This is a genomic window from Desulfuromonas carbonis, from assembly GCF_054658035.1.
Genome location: NZ_BAAHXR010000003.1, coordinates 943,940 through 960,190, shown reverse-complemented (window position 1 = coordinate 960,190; position 16,251 = coordinate 943,940). Strand labels below are relative to the sequence as shown.

The window sequence follows — 16,251 nt, the reverse complement described above, 5'->3', positions numbered from 1 at the left end:
CCAGGCCAGAACATTGTTTCCTCCAGATGGCAACCCAGCCGCGGGCGCCAGGGGGATTTCAGCGCGCCGGGATCCGGTACTTGGCCATCTTCTTGTAGAGGACGGTGCGGTGAATGCCGAGCAGCCTGGCCGCCTTGGCCTTGTTGTTCCCGGTCACCTCCAGGGCTCGGCGCAGAGCCTGTCGTTCCGCCTCGGCCAGGACTTCACCGAGACCCCAGGGGCCGCTGGCAGAGGGGAGGGGGACGGAACGATTGAGGAAGAAGGGGAGGTCGCAGGCATCGATACGGTCCCCTTCGGTAGTAAAAGCGGTTCGCTCCAGGACGTTGAGCAGCTCGCGGATGTTGCCGGGCCAGGGATAGCTGGTCAGAACCGCTTCGGCTTGGGTGGTCAATTGAAAGCGGGAGCCAGGATCGTTTTCGGCAATGCGGTCGAGCAGGTGGCGGGCCAGGGGGATGATGTCCTCGGGCCGTTCCCGCAGTGGCGGCACCTCGAGGGCGACGACATTGAGCCGGTAAAAGAGATCCTCCCGGAAGCGTTTCTGTTTGACCATTTCCTTCAAATCCCGGTTGGTCGCGGCGATGATCCGGAAATCGCTCTTGATGACCTGGGTGCCGCCGACCCGCTCGAACATCTTCTCCTCCAGGACCCGCAGCAGTTTGGGCTGCAGTTCCAGGGGCATTTCCCCGATTTCATCCAGGAAGAGGGTGCCGCCGTGCGCCAGTTCCAGTTTGCCCGGTTTCCCGCCCGGGTTGGCGCCGGTGAAGGCGCCTTTGGAATAACCGAACAGTTCGGCCTCGAAAAGTTCCCGGGGGATGGCGGCGCAGTTGAGGTGAATTGCCGGTTGCCGGCGCCGGGGGCTCGCCTGGTGAATCGCCTGGGCGAAGAGTTCTTTGCCGGTTCCCGATTCGCCGGTAATCAGGACCGGCAGGTCGGTGGCGGCGGCCTTGCGCGCCTCCTCCTTGAGGGCAACGAGCCGGGGGCTGGCCCCGTGGATATTTTCGAAACCATAGCGGGAGGCGCGCAGGGAGGTCAGCTCCTCTTCGTACAATTTCAACTTCGACTCGAGCATGCTGAGTTTGCTGGCGAGGCGGCCGACATCGCCCACCTGCTGAAACATCAATTGCCCGAAAACGGCGACGACCTTCCCCTCTTCGAAGATGGGGATCCGCTGCACCACCATGTCGCGCCCCTTGGAGGTAAAGAGTTCATTGACCTCGGCCTTGCCGGTTTCGGCGACGATATGCATGCGGCTGCTCTCCAGCACTTCAGTCACGTGCCGGCCGACCATCGCCTCAGGGTCGACACCGAGAAAGCGCGCATAGGGCCGGTTGAAGTAGAGGATGCGCCCCTTCGCGTCGGTGACAATGGCCCCCTTTTCAATATGATCGAAGACCAGCTCGGCCAGTTTCAGCCGCGCCCGAAGTGTCGCCAGCTCCTCCGCGGGCGGGGGGGAGGCTGGGCTCCCGGTCATCATCTTCTCCACGGATTTATTCATCGCCTGCTCCTGGATAGTCGTAGCTATTAACCTACATGTAGCCGTTTGGGGACACCTGGCTCAAACTGCTACGCTGCCGTGGCTTCATGGCGATCGCCGAACTCGCCGCCGATAGCTCTTGCCGCCCGGATTTGCCCTCTCTGGGGAGGGTGCCGCCCGAACAGAAAAAATGAACGACATTTGTTTCCAGTGAGAATACCTCATCGCTGCAGGTGTAGTCAAAGGGAGACACCTGTCGTCACCGAGCAACAAGGAAAAGCCCGGGCGGCGCCGGATGCATCCGCAAAAGCAGTCCCCAACTAATCGAAATTACAGTAATAAGTTTGCCAGTCGATTTCTCACCTGCCAAGTTTAGCAACCATGGCACACCCGTTGCTCTAGGCTGTCAGTATGAGTAAAACATCGTTTTTCAAATTTTTCCGATGTGCAACCCGCCGTTAGCACCCGTTGCAGGTGCGCAGACGCCGTCCCGGAAGACCAGGCATTGGGCGGAAAAAGCGGCATTCACCCGAAGGAGGCAGGACCGACCATGAAACCGATCTTTTCCGATGCGAGGGAAGCCCTGAAGGGGGTGGTTCGCGACAACCAGACGATTGCCGCCGGCGGTTTCGGCCTCTGCGGCATTCCCGAAAACCTTATTCTCGCCCTGCGCGATTCGGGGGTGAAGGGGCTGACCGTGGTCAGCAACAACGCCGGGGTCGACAACTTCGGCCTCGGCCTGTTGCTGCAGACCCGCCAGATCAGGAAGATGATCTCCTCCTACGTCGGCGAGAACGCCCTCTTCGAGAAGCAGTTTCTGAGCGGCGAGCTGGAGCTGGAGCTGACCCCGCAGGGGACCCTGGCCGAGAAACTGCGTGCCGGTGGTGCCGGCATCCCGGCATTTTTCACCCGCACCGGTTATGGCACCGTCCTCGCCGAGGGGAAAACGATCCAGAGCTTCGGCGGCAGGGAGTACGTGCTCGAAGAGAGCATCGTCGCCGACCTCGCGATCGTCAAGGCCTGGAAGGCCGACCGGGCGGGGAACCTGGTCTTTCGCTACACGGCGCGAAATTTCAATCCGGCCTGCGCCCGGGCCGGTCGGGTCTGTGTTGCCGAGGTCGAGGAACTGGTCGAGGTCGGCGAGCTCGACCCGCACCAGATCCACCTTCCCGGCAATTACGTCGATCGCATCCTGATCGGCGCCCGCTACGAGAAGCCGATCGAGCAACGCACCCTGGCGGGAAAAACCACAATCAAGGGGTTCACGCCGATTCGCGAGTGGCAGGCCAGGCGCATCAGCCAGGAGTTCAGCGACGGCATGTATGCCAACCTCGGTATCGGCATGCCGACGCTGGTCGCCAACTACATCCCGGAGCAGATCAATATCACCCTCCACGCCGAAAACGGGCTGCTCGGCGTCGGCCCCTTCCCGGTGGAAGGGCAGGAAGATCCCGATTTGATCAACGCCGGCAAGCAGACCGTCACCTGGCTCCCCGGCGCCGCCTTTTTCGACAGCGCCGAGTCCTTCGCCATGGTCCGTGGCGGCCACATCGATCTCTCGGTGCTGGGGGCGATGCAGGTCACCGCGACCGGTGACCTCGCCAACTGGATGATTCCCGGCGCCATGGTCAAGGGCCCGGGGGGAGCGATGGACCTCGTCTCGGGGGTGAAAAAGATCATCGTCATGATGGACCACTGCGCCAAGGATGGTTCTTCCAAGCTGATGACGACCTGCACCCTGCCGTTGACCGGCAAGCAGGTGGTCGACATGGTGGTGACCGATCTGGCGGTCTTCAGCATCGAACGCGGTCGCGGCATGACCCTGCTGGAACTTGCACCGGGAGCGACGCTGGAGATGGTCCGGGAAAAAACCGGCTGCCCCTTCGCCGTCACGAACAATCTCAAACAGTGGTAAGGAGAAGAGTCATGCCTGGAAAGATTGCCCTTGTGACCGGCGCCGCCAGCGGCATCGGCCTGGCGGTGGCCGAGTCGCTGGCCGCAGCTGACAACCTGGTCGTTCTGGCCGATATCAATGAGGAAAAAGGGGTGGCCGCGGCGGAAAAGCTCGGCGGACTCTTTGTCAGGACCGACCTTTCGCGGCGGGAGGACTGTAAAAAACTGGTCGAGGCGGCAATGGAGAGGTTCGGCCGTGTCGATATTGTGATCAGCAATGCCGGCATCCAGCACGTTTCACCGGTCGAAGATTTCCCTGAAGAGAAGTGGGATTTCATGATCGCCCTGATGCTCACCGCCCCTTTTCTGCTCACCCGCTATGCCTGGCCGTCGATGAAAAAGAACGGCTGGGGTCGGATCATCCATATCAATTCGGTGCACGGCCTGGTCGCCTCCCCCTTCAAGAGTGCCTACATTGCGGCCAAGCACGGCGTCTCGGGGCTGACCAAGACGACCGCGCTGGAGGGGGGGGCCTTTGGCATCACCGTCAATTCCATCTGCCCCGCCTACGTCCGAACTCCGCTGGTCGACAACCAGATCGCCGACCAGGCCAGGGTCCACAACCTCTCGCCGGAGCAGGTGGTCGAAACCATCATGCTGAAGAATGCCGCGATCAAGCGCCTGATCGAGCCCTCCGAAATCGGCGATCTGGTCCTATATCTCTGCTCCGAGAAGGCAGCCTGTTTCACCGGTTCGATGATCACCATGGACTGTGGCTGGACGGCGACCTAGCGATCCCCGGCCGGCAACCTCGATTTTTCCGCCGGCGGCGGGGCAAAGTCCTGAAAATAGCGGCCCGGAGGCTGATTGCCTAGGCCGCCGCAGGAAGGCGGGGGACAAAAAATTAAAAACGACGTTTGTTTTTCCTTGACGCCGAAAAGGACAGGCGGTAATTTTAACGCCATGGTCTTACCAATTTTAGGTTTGTCCTTTAGTTGAATTGGCCAGAAAGGCCGGGAACGATGCCGAAAGGGCAGGGTGGCCTTAGAGCTGCCGGTAGCCTTAACCCCAAGCACGATGAGGAGGAAAAATCATGAAAAAGATCAGGTTGTTGATCGGCTTGACGCTGGCGTTGACGCTGGCCTTCGCTCCGCAGGCGTTTTCAGCGGAAAAGCGTGAGAAGTTCGGCGCCGACAAGCGGCATGAGGAAGTGAAGAAAGAGCTGCGCACCATCAAGACGAGCAAGGAAGAGTTCCGCTGGAAAATGGTCATGCCCTGGAGCAAGGGGCTGCTTTTCTACGACATGGCCCAGCATTTTGCCGACTCGGTCAAGCTCGCCTCCGGCGGGCGCCTCGATATCAAACTCTTCTCGGCCGGGGAACTGGTAGGTGCCATGGAGAGTTTTGATGCCGTCTCCAAGGGGTCGGCCGAAATCGGTCACGACTGGCCCGGCTACTGGAAAGGGAAGAATGAGAACTTTGTCTCCTTCGCTTCCGTCCCCTTCGGCCTCGATACCGAGGGCTACAACATCTGGCTTTATGAGCGTGGCGGTCTCGAACAGATGCAGGAGCTCTACGGCCGTTACAACCTCTACGCCCTGCCGGGTGGCAACGGCGGCCAGGAAATGGGCTTCTTCTCCAACAAGAAAGCTAGCAAGATGGCTGACTTCAAGGGGATGCGCGTCCGCACCCCGGGGTGGTACATGGATATCATGAACTCTCTCGGCGCGTCGGTTACCCCGCTGCCGGGCGGTGAGGTCTACCTCGCCCTGGAGCGAGGGGTCATCGATGCCGCCGAATTCTCCACCCCGGCAATCAACTACCCGATGGGATTTGACGAGATCACCAAGTACGTCATCGAACCGGGCGTGCATCAGCCCTCGGTACAGTGCGCCTTTTTCATCAACAAGGACGCCTACAATAAGCTGCCCGATGACCTGAAGTGGATTATCGATATCGCGGCCAAGGAGACCCAGCTCTGGTCGAGCGCCTGGCAGGAGAACCTCAACATCGATGCAATCAAGCTGTTCAAGCAGAAGGTTGAATTCGTCAAGATGGATGATGCCGCCATCACTTCCTTCGCCAAGCGCACCAAGGAATACCTGGACGAGCTCAAAGGGAAGTACCCCGACGTCAAGAAAACCCTCGACTCTCAGGAGCAGTTCAAGAAGGATTTTGCCGACTGGCGCGAGATCCGCAGCGGCCTGACCCCCTGGCCGATCGAAGACTATATCAACGGAAAACGGACCCAGTAATTGCCGGCATCGGCGGGGGCCACCCGGCCCCTGCCGACTTCCCAGCGGGCTCCTCCCGCGATTCGGAAAGAGGCAGATTATGCAAAGTATTTCCCGGGCCATTGATGCCCTGAACGAAAAGGTCGGCGCCTACAGCGCCTACCTTATTTTGCCCCTGGTCGGGGTCGTCGTTTACGAAGTCTTCATGCGCTATGTCTTCGATGCGCCGACCTCCTGGGCCTTCGAGATGACGACCTTTATTTACGGCGTTCATTTCATGCTGGCGCTGGCCTATGCCCACAAGTATGACGGTCACGTCGCCATCGATGTCTTCGAGGCGCGGCTGTCCCAGCGGCCCCGCACCCTGCTGCGCATCGTTTCCAACCTGGTGATCTTTATCCCCACCATCGGCCTGCTGGCGATCTGGTCGGTCAAGTATGCAGCGACTTCCTGGAGCCAGTGGGAGAACGCTTCCTCCTCCTGGGCGCCGGCGATCTATCCCTACAAGACACTGATGGCCATCGGTTTCATCCTTTGGTTCCTGCAGGGGGTCGCGAAGCTCCTTCAGGATTTTCGTTCCCTGCGCACATCCGATTAACGGCCCCCCGGAGAATCGCTATTATGAGTCCCGAAATTCTGACCATCCTCATGTTTGGCACCCTGGTGCTGGCCATTGCGCTGGGGCATCCCCTGGCGGTGACGCTGGCCGGAGTCGCCACCCTCTACGGACTGATCGATAATGGGTTCAATGTTCCGGCCCTCTTCGACCTGTTCGTCAACAACGCCTGGGGGATTTTTCTCAATTACACCCTGGTGGCAGTCCCCCTCTTCATCTTCATGGCGCAAATTCTCGATCGATCCAAGGTCTCTGAAGGATTGTTCGATGCCCTCTATATCGTGCTCGGTGGATTGCGCGGCGGTCTCGGCCTGGCGGTGATCGTGGTGTCGACGGTCTTTGCCGCCACCACCGGCATCATCGGCGCCTCGGTGGTCGCCATGGGTCTGATGGCCGGCCCCGCCCTGCTGCGTCGCGGCTACGACCGCGGCATGTCCGCCGGCATCATCTGTTCTTCAGGGACCCTGGGAATCCTGATTCCACCGAGCATCATGCTGGTGGTCTATGGCGGCCTGACCGGTCTCAAGGAGACCTCGGTCGGCAATCTCTTCGCCGCGGCCATCATTCCCGGCCTGGTGATCTCCAGCCTTTACATGCTCTATGTCGGCGTGCGCTGCGCCATCAACCCCAAGCTCGGCCCGCCGATCCCCCTCGAAGAACGGACCCACACCGCCGCCCAGAAGTTCACCATGACCATGAAGAGCTTCGTCCCCCCCTTCAGCCTGATCCTGACCGTCATGGGGACGATCCTCGCCGGTGTCGCCACCCCGACCGAAGCCGCGGCCCTCGGTTGTGTCGGCGCCATGGTCCTGGCCTTCTTCAACCGCAAGCTGACCTGGGAGGTTCTGACCCAGGCCTCGATCTCCACGGCCCGCACCACGGCGATGATCATGGCGCTCTTTATCGGCGGCAAGCTCTTCAGCGTGGTCTTCCTCAGCATGGGCGGCGGCGACGTGGTCGCCGATGCCCTGCTCGGCATGGATGTCAGCCCCTACGTGGTCCTGGCAATCATGATGGCGGTCGTCTTCTTCCTCGGCATGTTCATCGATTGGGCGGCGATTCTGCTGGTGGTGGTGCCAATCTTCACCCCCATCGCCATGGATCTCAATTTCAACCCCCTCTGGTTCGCCATGCTCGTCTGTGTCAATCTGCAAACCTCCTTTTTGACACCTCCCTTCGGGTATGCTTTGTTTTACTTCAAAGGGGTGGCTCCACCCGAGTACACGATGAGTGATATCTACAAGGGGATCATCCCCTTCGTCGTTATCCAGCTGGTGGGCCTGGCCACCATGGTCACCTTTCCGGAGATCATCACCTGGCTCCCGTCGATCTTTTTTGGCGGTAACTGACCGGATCATCTTTGACGTCACCACTCATCTGCAAGGGAGGAGAGCATGCTGCCGAAAATTTCCACGATAGTGTACGCAACCGGCCTTGGCCCCGGGGCCCCCTACGTCTTTCGCTACGCCCTGAGCGTGGCGAGCCAGTATGGCGCAAGGATTATCGCGGTCAATGCCCTCGAGCCCCTCTCCAGCTTTGGCCAGAGCCTGGTCGAGCAGTACATCTCCCATGAGCAGGCCGAGCAGATGCACCGGCAGGCGCGCCAGTCGGTCAAGGACCGGCTCAAAGAGCGCATTGAACGCCTCTGTACCATGGAGTGTGATGCCCGACCCGAATGCCGTGACCTGGTCAAGGAGATCCTGATCCTGGAGGGTCAGCCGGCCCAGGTCGTCCTCGCTGCGGCCCGGGAGTGCAACGCCGACCTCATTATCATGGGCTCCCATCGCCATACGGTACTCGGTGACGCCATGCTCGGCACCACGACGCACAAGGTCCTGCACAGCGCGACGCGACCGGTGCTGGTGGTGCGGATTCCCGAGGGGTACCGGGAAGAGGGTTTCTGATGCCCGGCAGCGAAAATGGCCAACCAGCGACAGGTGAAAGATGATCTCCAAAACCGCCATTGAACATCTGCAGCAACGGCTGGGGACAGCTAATGTTGCCTTTGAGAAGGAGGACCTGCTGGTCCTCGGCTACGATTCCACCCCCGGGGTTCATCATCTTCCCGAGGTGGCGGTCTACCCCACCAGCAACGAAGGGGTGCTGGCGGCGATGGAGATCGCCTGCCGTGAAGGACTCCCCATCGTGCCGCGCGGCAGCGGGACGGGGCTTTCCGGCGGCAGCGTGCCGGTCAAGGGGGGGATGGTAATCTGCCTGAACCGGATGAACCGCATCCTCGAAATCGACGAGGAGAATCTCACCGCCACCTGCGAAGCCGGAGTGATCACCCTCGACCTCTTCAACGCGACCGCCGCCAAGGGACTCTTCTATCCTCCTGACCCGGGGTCGCAGAAGATTTCCACCCTCGGCGGCAACGTCATGGAGGATGCCGGCGGCCTGCGCGGCCTCAAGTACGGGGTGACCCGCGACTACGTCATGGCCCTGCAGTGCGTCCTTCCCGACGGCAGTCTGCTTACCACCGGCGGCAAGAGTGTCAAGGATGTCGCCGGTTACTCTTTCAAGGACCTGCTGATCGGCAGCGAGGGGACCCTCGGCATCATCACCGCGGTGACCGTCAAGCTGATCCCGCCACCGCAGGCCAAGCGCACCTTTCTCGCCTACTTCAACGATATCCGCACCGCCGGCGAAGCGGTATCGAAGATCATCGCCGCCAAGATCATCCCCTCGACCATGGAGATCATGGACCGGGCGACCATCGGCTGTGTCGAGGATTATGTCAAAATCGGCCTGCCCAGGCAGATGGCGGCGCTGCTCCTGATCGAGGTCGATGGCCACCCCGCCCAGGTCGAAGAGGAGGCAGCGGGCGTCGAGAAGATCCTCAAGGCGGTGAAGGCGGCAGAGATCCATGTCGCCAAGGACGCCGAGGAAGCCGCCAGCCTAGCGGCGGCGCGGCGCACCGCCCTGTCGGCCCTCGCCCGGGTCTCGCCGACGACCCTGCTCGAAGATGCCACCGTGCCGCGCTCGATGCTCGCCGAGACCTTTGCCGAGATCGAACGGTTGACCGCAAAATACCAGCTCAAGGTCGGCACCTTTGGTCATGCCGGCGACGGCAACCTCCATCCGACGGTTCTCTGTGACGAGCGCAACCAGGAGGAGATGGCGCGCGCCCACGCCTTCTACGATGACCTCTACACCCAGGTCCTCGCCTGGGGGGGGACCGTCTCCGGTGAGCACGGCATCGGCCTGGCGAAGAAGGAATATCTCGCCCGCCAGATCGGCGCCGGCGGGGTGAAGGTGATGCGGCGTATCAAGGATGCCTTCGATCCCGCGGGGATTCTCAATCCCGGCAAGATATTCGACGAACACGACCCCTGCACCCAGGCCCATATCGAGGAGGGGTTCCGTGTCGCGCACTGATGAGAAGCTCGGCAACTTCACTGCGGAGGACGCCCCGGAGTACGAGGATGTGCTGCAGTGCATGCGCTGCGGCTTCTGCCTGCCGACCTGTCCGACTTTCGCCCTCACCGGCCGCGAGCGTTCCAGCCCGCGGGGGCGCGTCGCCCTGGCCCGGGCGGTGGCGGAGCAGAAGCTCGAATTTACCGAAGCGGTCAAGGAAGAGGCGTTTTTCTGCCTCGACTGCCGCGCCTGTACCACCGCCTGCCCCTCCGGGGTGCGCGCCGGCGAGGTGATGGAGGTCTGCCGCAGCCAGTCCCACCAGCAGCTCCCGCCGCCGCATCTCGGCAAGAGCTTTCGCGCCTTTATCCTGCAGCGCATGCTCCCCGATCCCGACCTGCTGGAGAAGTCGATGCTGCCGGCCCGGCTCTACCAGCGCCTCGGCATCCAGTGGCTGGTGCGGCATTCGAAGGCCCTGAAGCTCGGCCCGGCCTGGATGGAGAAGGCCGAGGGGATGCTGCCGCAGCTGGAGGCTCCGCTGCGTTCGCAGCTGCCTGAATTGATCCCGGCCCGGGGGGAAAAACGCGGCAGGGTCGGCTTCTTCCTCGGCTGCGTCATGACCCTGATGTATCCCGGCGTTTCCCGCCAGACGGTGCGGGTGCTGGCGCACCAGGGGTTCGACGTCCTCACGCCGAAAGCGACCAAGTGCTGCGGCGCCCCCCACCTCTCCGAGGGGGACCGGCAGACCGCCCGGGAACTGGCGCTCTTCAATCTCGAGCTCTTCCTGCAGCAGGATGTCGATTACATCGTCACCGACTGCGCCGGTTGCGGCGCGTCGCTTAAGGAGTACGAGGAGCTCCTCGCAGGGCGGGCCGAACACGACCGCCTCGCGGCCTTCCGCGCCAAGATCCGTGATGTGAGCGAATTCCTCGCCGAGGTCGGGCTGCGCACCGAGGGACTTACGGCCGTCCCCAAATCCGTCACCTACCACGAGCCCTGCCACCTCTGTCATGCCCAGGGGATCTCGCGCCAGCCGCGGGAGCTGCTCCGGCAGATCCCCGGGGTCGAGCTGCGCGAGATGGCAGAGGCGAGCTGGTGCTGCGGCTCGGCCGCCACCTGGGGATTGAAGTTCTCCAGCGAAAGTCAGCAGGTGCTCGATCGCAAGCTGAACAACGTCAGCCAGACCGGCGTCGACATCCTGGTTACGGCCAACCCCGGTTGCCAGCTGCAGCTCGCCTGGGGTGTCCGGGAGGCCGGCCTCAAGCAGAAGGTCCTGCATCTGATGGAATTCCTCGGGGCGGCAACGCCCGAGTATTAGAAGGCAAAGCAAAAGCCCCGTCGATTCGACGGGGCTTTTGCTTTGCGCGAAGTAGCGTTCGAACCAGGGGCTTGTCTGCTTATCCGGGACCGACGCTACGCAGGGTTTCGCGGAGAACGGCGAGCCGAAACGGTTTTTGCAGGAACCCGGTCAGGCCCTTGCCGACGAAGCGCAGGGCGACCTCCTGCTCATTGTAGCCGCTGGTGATGATGACCTTGAGCTGCGGGTCGAGGCGGCGCAGCTCGCGAAAGGCATCCTCCCCTCCCATGTGCGGCATGGTCAGGTCCATCAGCACCAGGACGATCTCCTCCCGGTGAGCCTTGAACAGCTCCAGGGCTTCCCGGCCATCGGCGGCGGTGATGACCTCATAGCCGAGTTCCTGCAGCATCATCTTGCCGACCGCCCGCACGGTCTCTTCATCATCGACCAGCAGGACCTGCCCAGACCCCTGCCATTCCTCGACGGGAGTATCCTCCTGCCCGGTCTCCGGCGGCAGGGCGCAGGCCGGCAACAGGACCTTGAAGGTGGTCCCCTGTCCCGGTTCGCTGTAGACCTTGATCGCCCCTTTGTGCCCCCGGACAATGCCGAGAACCGCGGCCATCCCCAGTCCCCGGCCGGTGAACTTGGTGCTGAAAAAGGGATCGAAGATGCGCTGAATCGTCTCCTGGTCCATGCCGCAGCCGGTGTCGGCGATCTCGAAGAAGACATAGAGTCCGGCCGCGAGCCCTTCGTCGAGCCAGGTATCGCGCAGGTAGCTGTGGTCACAATCCATGGCGCCGGTCGATATGGCGATGACGCCACTGCGCTCCCCGATCGCCTCGGAGGCGTTGATGACCAGGTTCATGATCACCTGGCGCAACTGGGTCGCATCGCCTTCCACCGCCGGCAGCTGCTGGCTGAAATCGAAGCGAAGCACCGCCTTCTTGGTGATGGAGACCTCCAGCATGTGCATCATGGTTTCGATGAGACGATTGAGGTCGATAGACTCGATGACGAACTTGCCGCGCCCCGAATAGGCGAGCATCTGGCCGGCGAGGTCGGCCGCCTTGCCGGCTGCTTCACCGATCTGCTTAAGATTGTTGACCGCCGGAGATTCTGCGGGGAGTCGCATCAGTGCCAGGTCGGCATTGCCGATCACCGTCATCAGAATGTTGTTGAAGTCATGGGCGATGCCGCCGGCGAGAACGCCGAGGCTTTCCAGCTTCTGCACATGCAGCATCTGCTCTTCGATGCGACGGTTCTCATCGAGCAGGCGTTTCTCCTCGGAAATGTCCTGGCTGATGACCAGCAGATGGGGGTGCCCCTCCACCAGAAAACGGGAGAAAAAGTAGCGGGCGTCCATCGTCTTGCCAAAGGAGGTTGTCAAATTTGTTTCCCGCTGGCGCGGTACGCCGTCGCCGAGAACCGCCTCTGCTTCCCCGCTCAGGCCGGTCTCATGCCACGACTGGAGTTCCCGAAAATTCTGGGCAAGGAGGGCGTTCTCGGACCCGCCGGAGATGGCCGCCGCCACCGGGTTGACGCGGACGCAGGCGCCGGTCACTCCGTCGAAGACGCGGATGCCCAACGGCGACCGATTGAGGAGGGTCTCGACGAAGAGCAGCGCCTGGCGGCGTTCTTCTTCCGCCTGTTTGAGGGCGGAGATGTCCTTGAAGATGGCGACCAGGCCAATCTCCCGGTTGACGGCCGGATCGGGTGTCGAACAGGAGAGGAGCACCGGTACGGTTGTCCCGGAGGAAACACGCAGCCGGGTTTCCCGGTTTTGCAGGGTGCCGCGGCGCTGGATCTCGGCCAGCAGCAGCTCCCCTTCCGCCGTCGAGGCGCCGAGAAAGGTGGTAATCGGCACCCCCACCAAGGCACTTCGGTCCCGCCCCAGCAGGTGGCGGGCGGCCGCGTTCACTTCCAGGAGGGCGAATTGGTGATCGAGGATGACCAGGGGGTCGATGATGGTCTGCAGGATGTTCTGCCGTGAATCCCGCGCCGCCAGTGCCTGCCGGATGCTGCTTGACATCTGGTTGAGGGAGGTGGCGAGGGATTCGAGCTCGTCTCCCGAGTGAATCTCCAGGTTAAGGTCGAGGGTGCCGGCGGCGATCACGACGGTATGGTCGATGACCTTGCTCAGATTGCGGGCGAGGGGCCGGGCAATGGTGTGGGCCAGCAGCAGCCCGAGGGCGAGCGCCAGCAGCAGGGTGCCGAGGGTATAGCCCGCCAGGCTCAGCGAGGGAGAAATGAATTCAGCATAGGGGAGAACTGCTAAAACCGACCACCCGGTGCTCGGGACGCTGGCACGCGCCACCAGCGCGCCAGCGCCGGCAAGCTGCACCAGGCCAACGCCGGAGTGGGCGGGGGCATCCTCTCCCAGCAGGGCGAGGAGTGCAGCATTCCCCTGCAGCGGGCGGAACGGTTGCTGCGGATCGTGGGGAAAGAGAACCCTGCCGCGATCATCGACCAGAATGCCATGCCCGCTGCGACCCGGGGCAAGCTTGTGGAGCTCGGCGGTGAGGTCGGCAAGGGGAATTTCTCCCTTCAGGACCCCCTCGAACTCGTCGCCGAAGTAACTGAAATGGGCAATTGCGAGGGTGAGGCAGGGCTGGTTGAGCTCGGGGCTGTTTCCGATATGGCCGATGACCACCTCGTTCTTGCGTGCCAGCGCTCTAGCGAACCAGGGTTCCGTGGCAAAACTCAGCAGCTGGTCATTCTTGCGGCCGTGAACTACCTTGACCTCTTCCTCCCCCTGCTGGTTGAGATAACTCAGTACCGGCAGCGGGCGGGCGAACTTTGCCAAATGACTGGAGAGGGCCAGTTCCCGGAAGTTGTGAGCGAAGTCGAGAGTTTCCACCCGGTCCATGATCGCCATGCGATCCTGGAGCTTGGCTTCAATGCGATGGCTGAAATCGGCCGCCAGGATGACCAGCTTTTCCTGCTGGTTGCTGTCAATCGATTGCCGGATAAAGCCGTAACACATGCCGGCCAGGACCAGCAGGCTGACCAGGACCGGCAAGGCATAGGCGAGGAATATCTTCTTTCGCAGGGTCTGGCCCATGAGGGTCGGTGTCCTTGGTAGAGGGTCAGGTTTTGTGGGGCGAATCACTCTCCGGCCGCCGGGCGCCCCTTGCCGACTTTGGCGGGGGTCAGGCCCTTGCTGCGAATCAGGCGCTGCCCTTCCGGGCTGAAGAGGAAATCGACGAAGGGCCGGGCCGTGGCGGGGAGCTCCCCTTTCCACACCAGCCCCAGGGGGATGACCAGGGGATAGCTCCCGTTCTGCACGTTGACCGCCGTCGGCGCCTGGCCATCGAGCGCCAGTACTCTAAGGGATGTGTCGGCAAGCGCCGCCAACGGGGCATAGGCGATGGTGTGGGGGTAGCGTTGCAGGACTCCCACCGTTTCCGGAGTGGAATAGACCGTTTCCCCGGCCGGCTCGGTGATGGCCGCGAAGGCGGGGAGATAGGCATTGATGGCGCTGCGGGAGGAGTCGCCCGGTTCCCGGTTGGCGACATAGATGACATGGTCGGGGCAGGCGCCGAGCTGATTCCAGTTGCGGATGGCGCCTGAATAGATGCCGACGACTTGATCACTGCTCAGGTTTTCCACGCAGGGCTTTTCGAGGTGGGCCGCAAAGACGATGGGCGAGTAGGCAAAGGGGAGGTAGTCAAGGCCGGCCTGGCGCTCACTCTCCTTCAGGGGGCGGGCAGTCCGGGCGAGAACCGCATTGCCGGCGATAACGTTCTTTATTCCCCCCGAGCTGCCGATGCTCTCCGGAATTTCGATTTTGGCGCCGGGGTGGGATGCTTCGAAAGACCGGGCAAGCTCCTGCAGGAGTTCCTGGCTGTCTCCGGTGCCCGGAATGACCAGGCTCCCTCCCGCCAGGGCCGGCGATGCCACTGCCGCCACCAGCATCAAAACCAGCAGATTGGCGAGACGCCTGACCATGGATATTCCTCCCTGGCAGTTGCGAAGGTGGACGATGAGGTTTCCGGCCGCCGCGGTCGGCAACGTCGGCGCCGGGACCGGAACTAGTGGTCAGTATAACCGCACAGGTCGGGGGCGTCGAGGCTCAATGGCCATGGGTGCGGACAAAAGTCAACGGCGCCCCTCCCGCCGTTGGGGAAAGAGCGCCGTCAGGTGGCGTGATTGGTGGCAACGCTCGGCGATGGGGGTGATTGCCGTCAGCAATGGGGCCCTCCTTTCGTCTTCCTGCGACATTAGCAGATTTGGCAGGATAGATTGCAGCCGGGCCGGTGCGGTCAGAATTTCCAGGCCAATTGGGCCGTCACGGTATCGTTGTCCGGGTCGGTGTCCGGATTGGCATGCAGGTATTCCAGGGCCAGGGCGGTATCAGCGAAAAGGCCATAAGAGCCGGAAATGCTATAGCGTTTGACATTGTCCTGGAAATCGCGGGCTTGCTCGTAACGAGCAGCAAACTGCAGGTCGTCCGTTGCCTGCCAGGAGGCCTCAAGATTCCAGGCCAGCGGCCGGTTCCCGGTCAAATCGGAGAGCCCCACCAGGGCGGTGTCGAAATCGGCCAGGGCGCCGAGGATTTCGGCGTTGAGGCCCAGCGGCCCGGAGGTTGCGGAAACATAGGCTGCAGCGCCGGGCACACTGTCGCTGTAGAGCATGGGATCGGCGACCAACTGATTGTCGCTTTCGGCAAGGTCACTGATCCAGGAGACGCCGAAGGCCAGGTTCTCAAGCGGGGTTACCTCCAGCGCCGCGACCAGCGAATCGATGTGATCCTTGGCGCCGGCCGCATCGGTGCCACCGTTGAAGACGCCCAGGCTGAGGTTCAGCAACGCCCCTTCGAGGGCGAACACGGCGGCGCTATCGCTGCTTTCTCCCAATTCGAGGGTCAGAGGATCACTGACCATGGCGCTGTTGAACCTGCCAAAGGGGAGATAGAGTCTGCCTCCATAAAATGCGGGGGTCTGCCCCAGGAAGGACTTGGGGCAGTGCAGGCCGATGACCGCCTCGTCGACCCGTAGGGCGTCCTCGCCCGGCTCCTCTTCGTAGAGGAGGATGACATGGCCGCCGATCTGTTCGTTGACGAACACCTCGGTGGAGAATTGAAGGGTGGAAAGGGTCAGGTCGCTGCGGTCGTCGCCGCCGTCCTCCTTCGTGTAATTCCCTTCCAGTTCGAGCAGGCCGCTGAAAATCAGCTGCCTGCCGGCTGCCGCCAGAGAGAATGGCGGTTCCTCGGCCTGTTCCGTCTTCCGTCCGTTTTCAAGGGCCTCGATGCGCTGCTTGAGATTGTCAATCTCTGCTCGAGTGTCGGGATGGGCCGCCAGTGCCGGTGTGCCACTTGTCAGAACCATCAAAACTGCTGCCACCGCAAAGCTGGTAAAAATTGATTTCACGTTCGTCTACCTCCT

The 16,251-nt window shown here is 62.1% G+C and carries 12 protein-coding genes; 8 read left to right on the top strand and 4 right to left on the bottom strand.

The window, feature by feature from the left end:
• Positions 1 to 58 precede the first annotated feature (58 nt).
• A complete protein-coding gene (locus ACYQ8E_RS11365) occupies positions 59 to 1,495 on the bottom strand; it encodes a sigma-54 interaction domain-containing protein (RefSeq protein WP_157471932.1) in 1,437 nt (478 codons plus the stop codon).
• A 529-nt stretch (positions 1,496 to 2,024) separates the two neighbouring features.
• On the opposite strand from ACYQ8E_RS11365, the gene ACYQ8E_RS11360 reads away from it, so the two are divergent.
• From ACYQ8E_RS11360 to ACYQ8E_RS11325, 8 genes are all read left to right on the top strand, one after another.
• Entirely contained in the window at positions 2,025 to 3,389 is a 1,365-nt protein-coding gene (locus ACYQ8E_RS11360; RefSeq protein WP_459861039.1) for a 3-oxoacid CoA-transferase subunit B, read from the top strand.
• Between the two features lie 11 nt (positions 3,390 to 3,400).
• Complete coding sequence (locus ACYQ8E_RS11355) at positions 3,401 to 4,159, top strand: 3-hydroxybutyrate dehydrogenase (protein WP_066729272.1); 759 nt, start codon at positions 3,401 to 3,403, stop codon at positions 4,157 to 4,159.
• A 301-nt stretch (positions 4,160 to 4,460) separates the two neighbouring features.
• Positions 4,461 to 5,621, top strand: a complete 1,161-nt coding sequence (locus ACYQ8E_RS11350; protein ID WP_459861038.1) for a TRAP transporter substrate-binding protein — start codon at positions 4,461 to 4,463, stop codon at positions 5,619 to 5,621.
• 79 nt (positions 5,622 to 5,700) lie between these two features.
• The gene (locus ACYQ8E_RS11345; protein ID WP_459861037.1) at positions 5,701 to 6,198 is read left to right on the top strand and encodes a TRAP transporter small permease subunit; all 498 of its coding nucleotides are present in this window, start codon (positions 5,701 to 5,703) and stop codon (positions 6,196 to 6,198) included.
• 23 nt (positions 6,199 to 6,221) lie between these two features.
• Complete coding sequence (locus tag ACYQ8E_RS11340; RefSeq protein WP_459861036.1) at positions 6,222 to 7,565, top strand: TRAP transporter large permease; 1,344 nt, start codon at positions 6,222 to 6,224, stop codon at positions 7,563 to 7,565.
• Between the two features lie 45 nt (positions 7,566 to 7,610).
• Positions 7,611 to 8,120 carry a universal stress protein gene (locus ACYQ8E_RS11335; RefSeq protein ID WP_459861035.1) on the top strand — a complete coding sequence of 170 codons (510 nt, stop codon included), beginning with the start codon at positions 7,611 to 7,613 and terminating at the stop codon, positions 8,118 to 8,120.
• A 40-nt stretch (positions 8,121 to 8,160) separates the two neighbouring features.
• Positions 8,161 to 9,594, top strand: a complete 1,434-nt coding sequence (locus ACYQ8E_RS11330) for an FAD-binding oxidoreductase (protein WP_459861034.1) — start codon at positions 8,161 to 8,163, stop codon at positions 9,592 to 9,594.
• Positions 9,581 to 10,888: a (Fe-S)-binding protein gene (locus tag ACYQ8E_RS11325; RefSeq protein WP_459861033.1), complete on the top strand. Its 1,308-nt coding sequence runs from the start codon at positions 9,581 to 9,583 to the stop codon at positions 10,886 to 10,888. The genes ACYQ8E_RS11330 and ACYQ8E_RS11325 overlap by 14 nt, the downstream gene beginning before the upstream one ends.
• Positions 10,889 to 10,967: 79 nt before the next feature.
• Here the strand turns inward: ACYQ8E_RS11325 and ACYQ8E_RS11320 are convergent, their stop codons facing one another.
• From ACYQ8E_RS11320 to ACYQ8E_RS11310, 3 genes are all read right to left on the bottom strand, one after another.
• Positions 10,968 to 13,928 carry a response regulator gene (locus ACYQ8E_RS11320; RefSeq protein WP_459861032.1) on the bottom strand — a complete coding sequence of 987 codons (2,961 nt, stop codon included), beginning with the start codon at positions 13,926 to 13,928 and terminating at the stop codon, positions 10,968 to 10,970.
• A 44-nt stretch (positions 13,929 to 13,972) separates the two neighbouring features.
• Positions 13,973 to 14,815: a substrate-binding domain-containing protein gene (locus ACYQ8E_RS11315; RefSeq protein WP_459861031.1), complete on the bottom strand. Its 843-nt coding sequence runs from the start codon at positions 14,813 to 14,815 to the stop codon at positions 13,973 to 13,975.
• Between the two features lie 314 nt (positions 14,816 to 15,129).
• Positions 15,130 to 16,236, bottom strand: coding sequence for an LbtU family siderophore porin (locus tag ACYQ8E_RS11310; RefSeq protein WP_459861030.1), 1,107 nt, complete (start codon positions 16,234 to 16,236; stop codon positions 15,130 to 15,132).
• Positions 16,237 to 16,251: the final 15 nt, after the last annotated feature.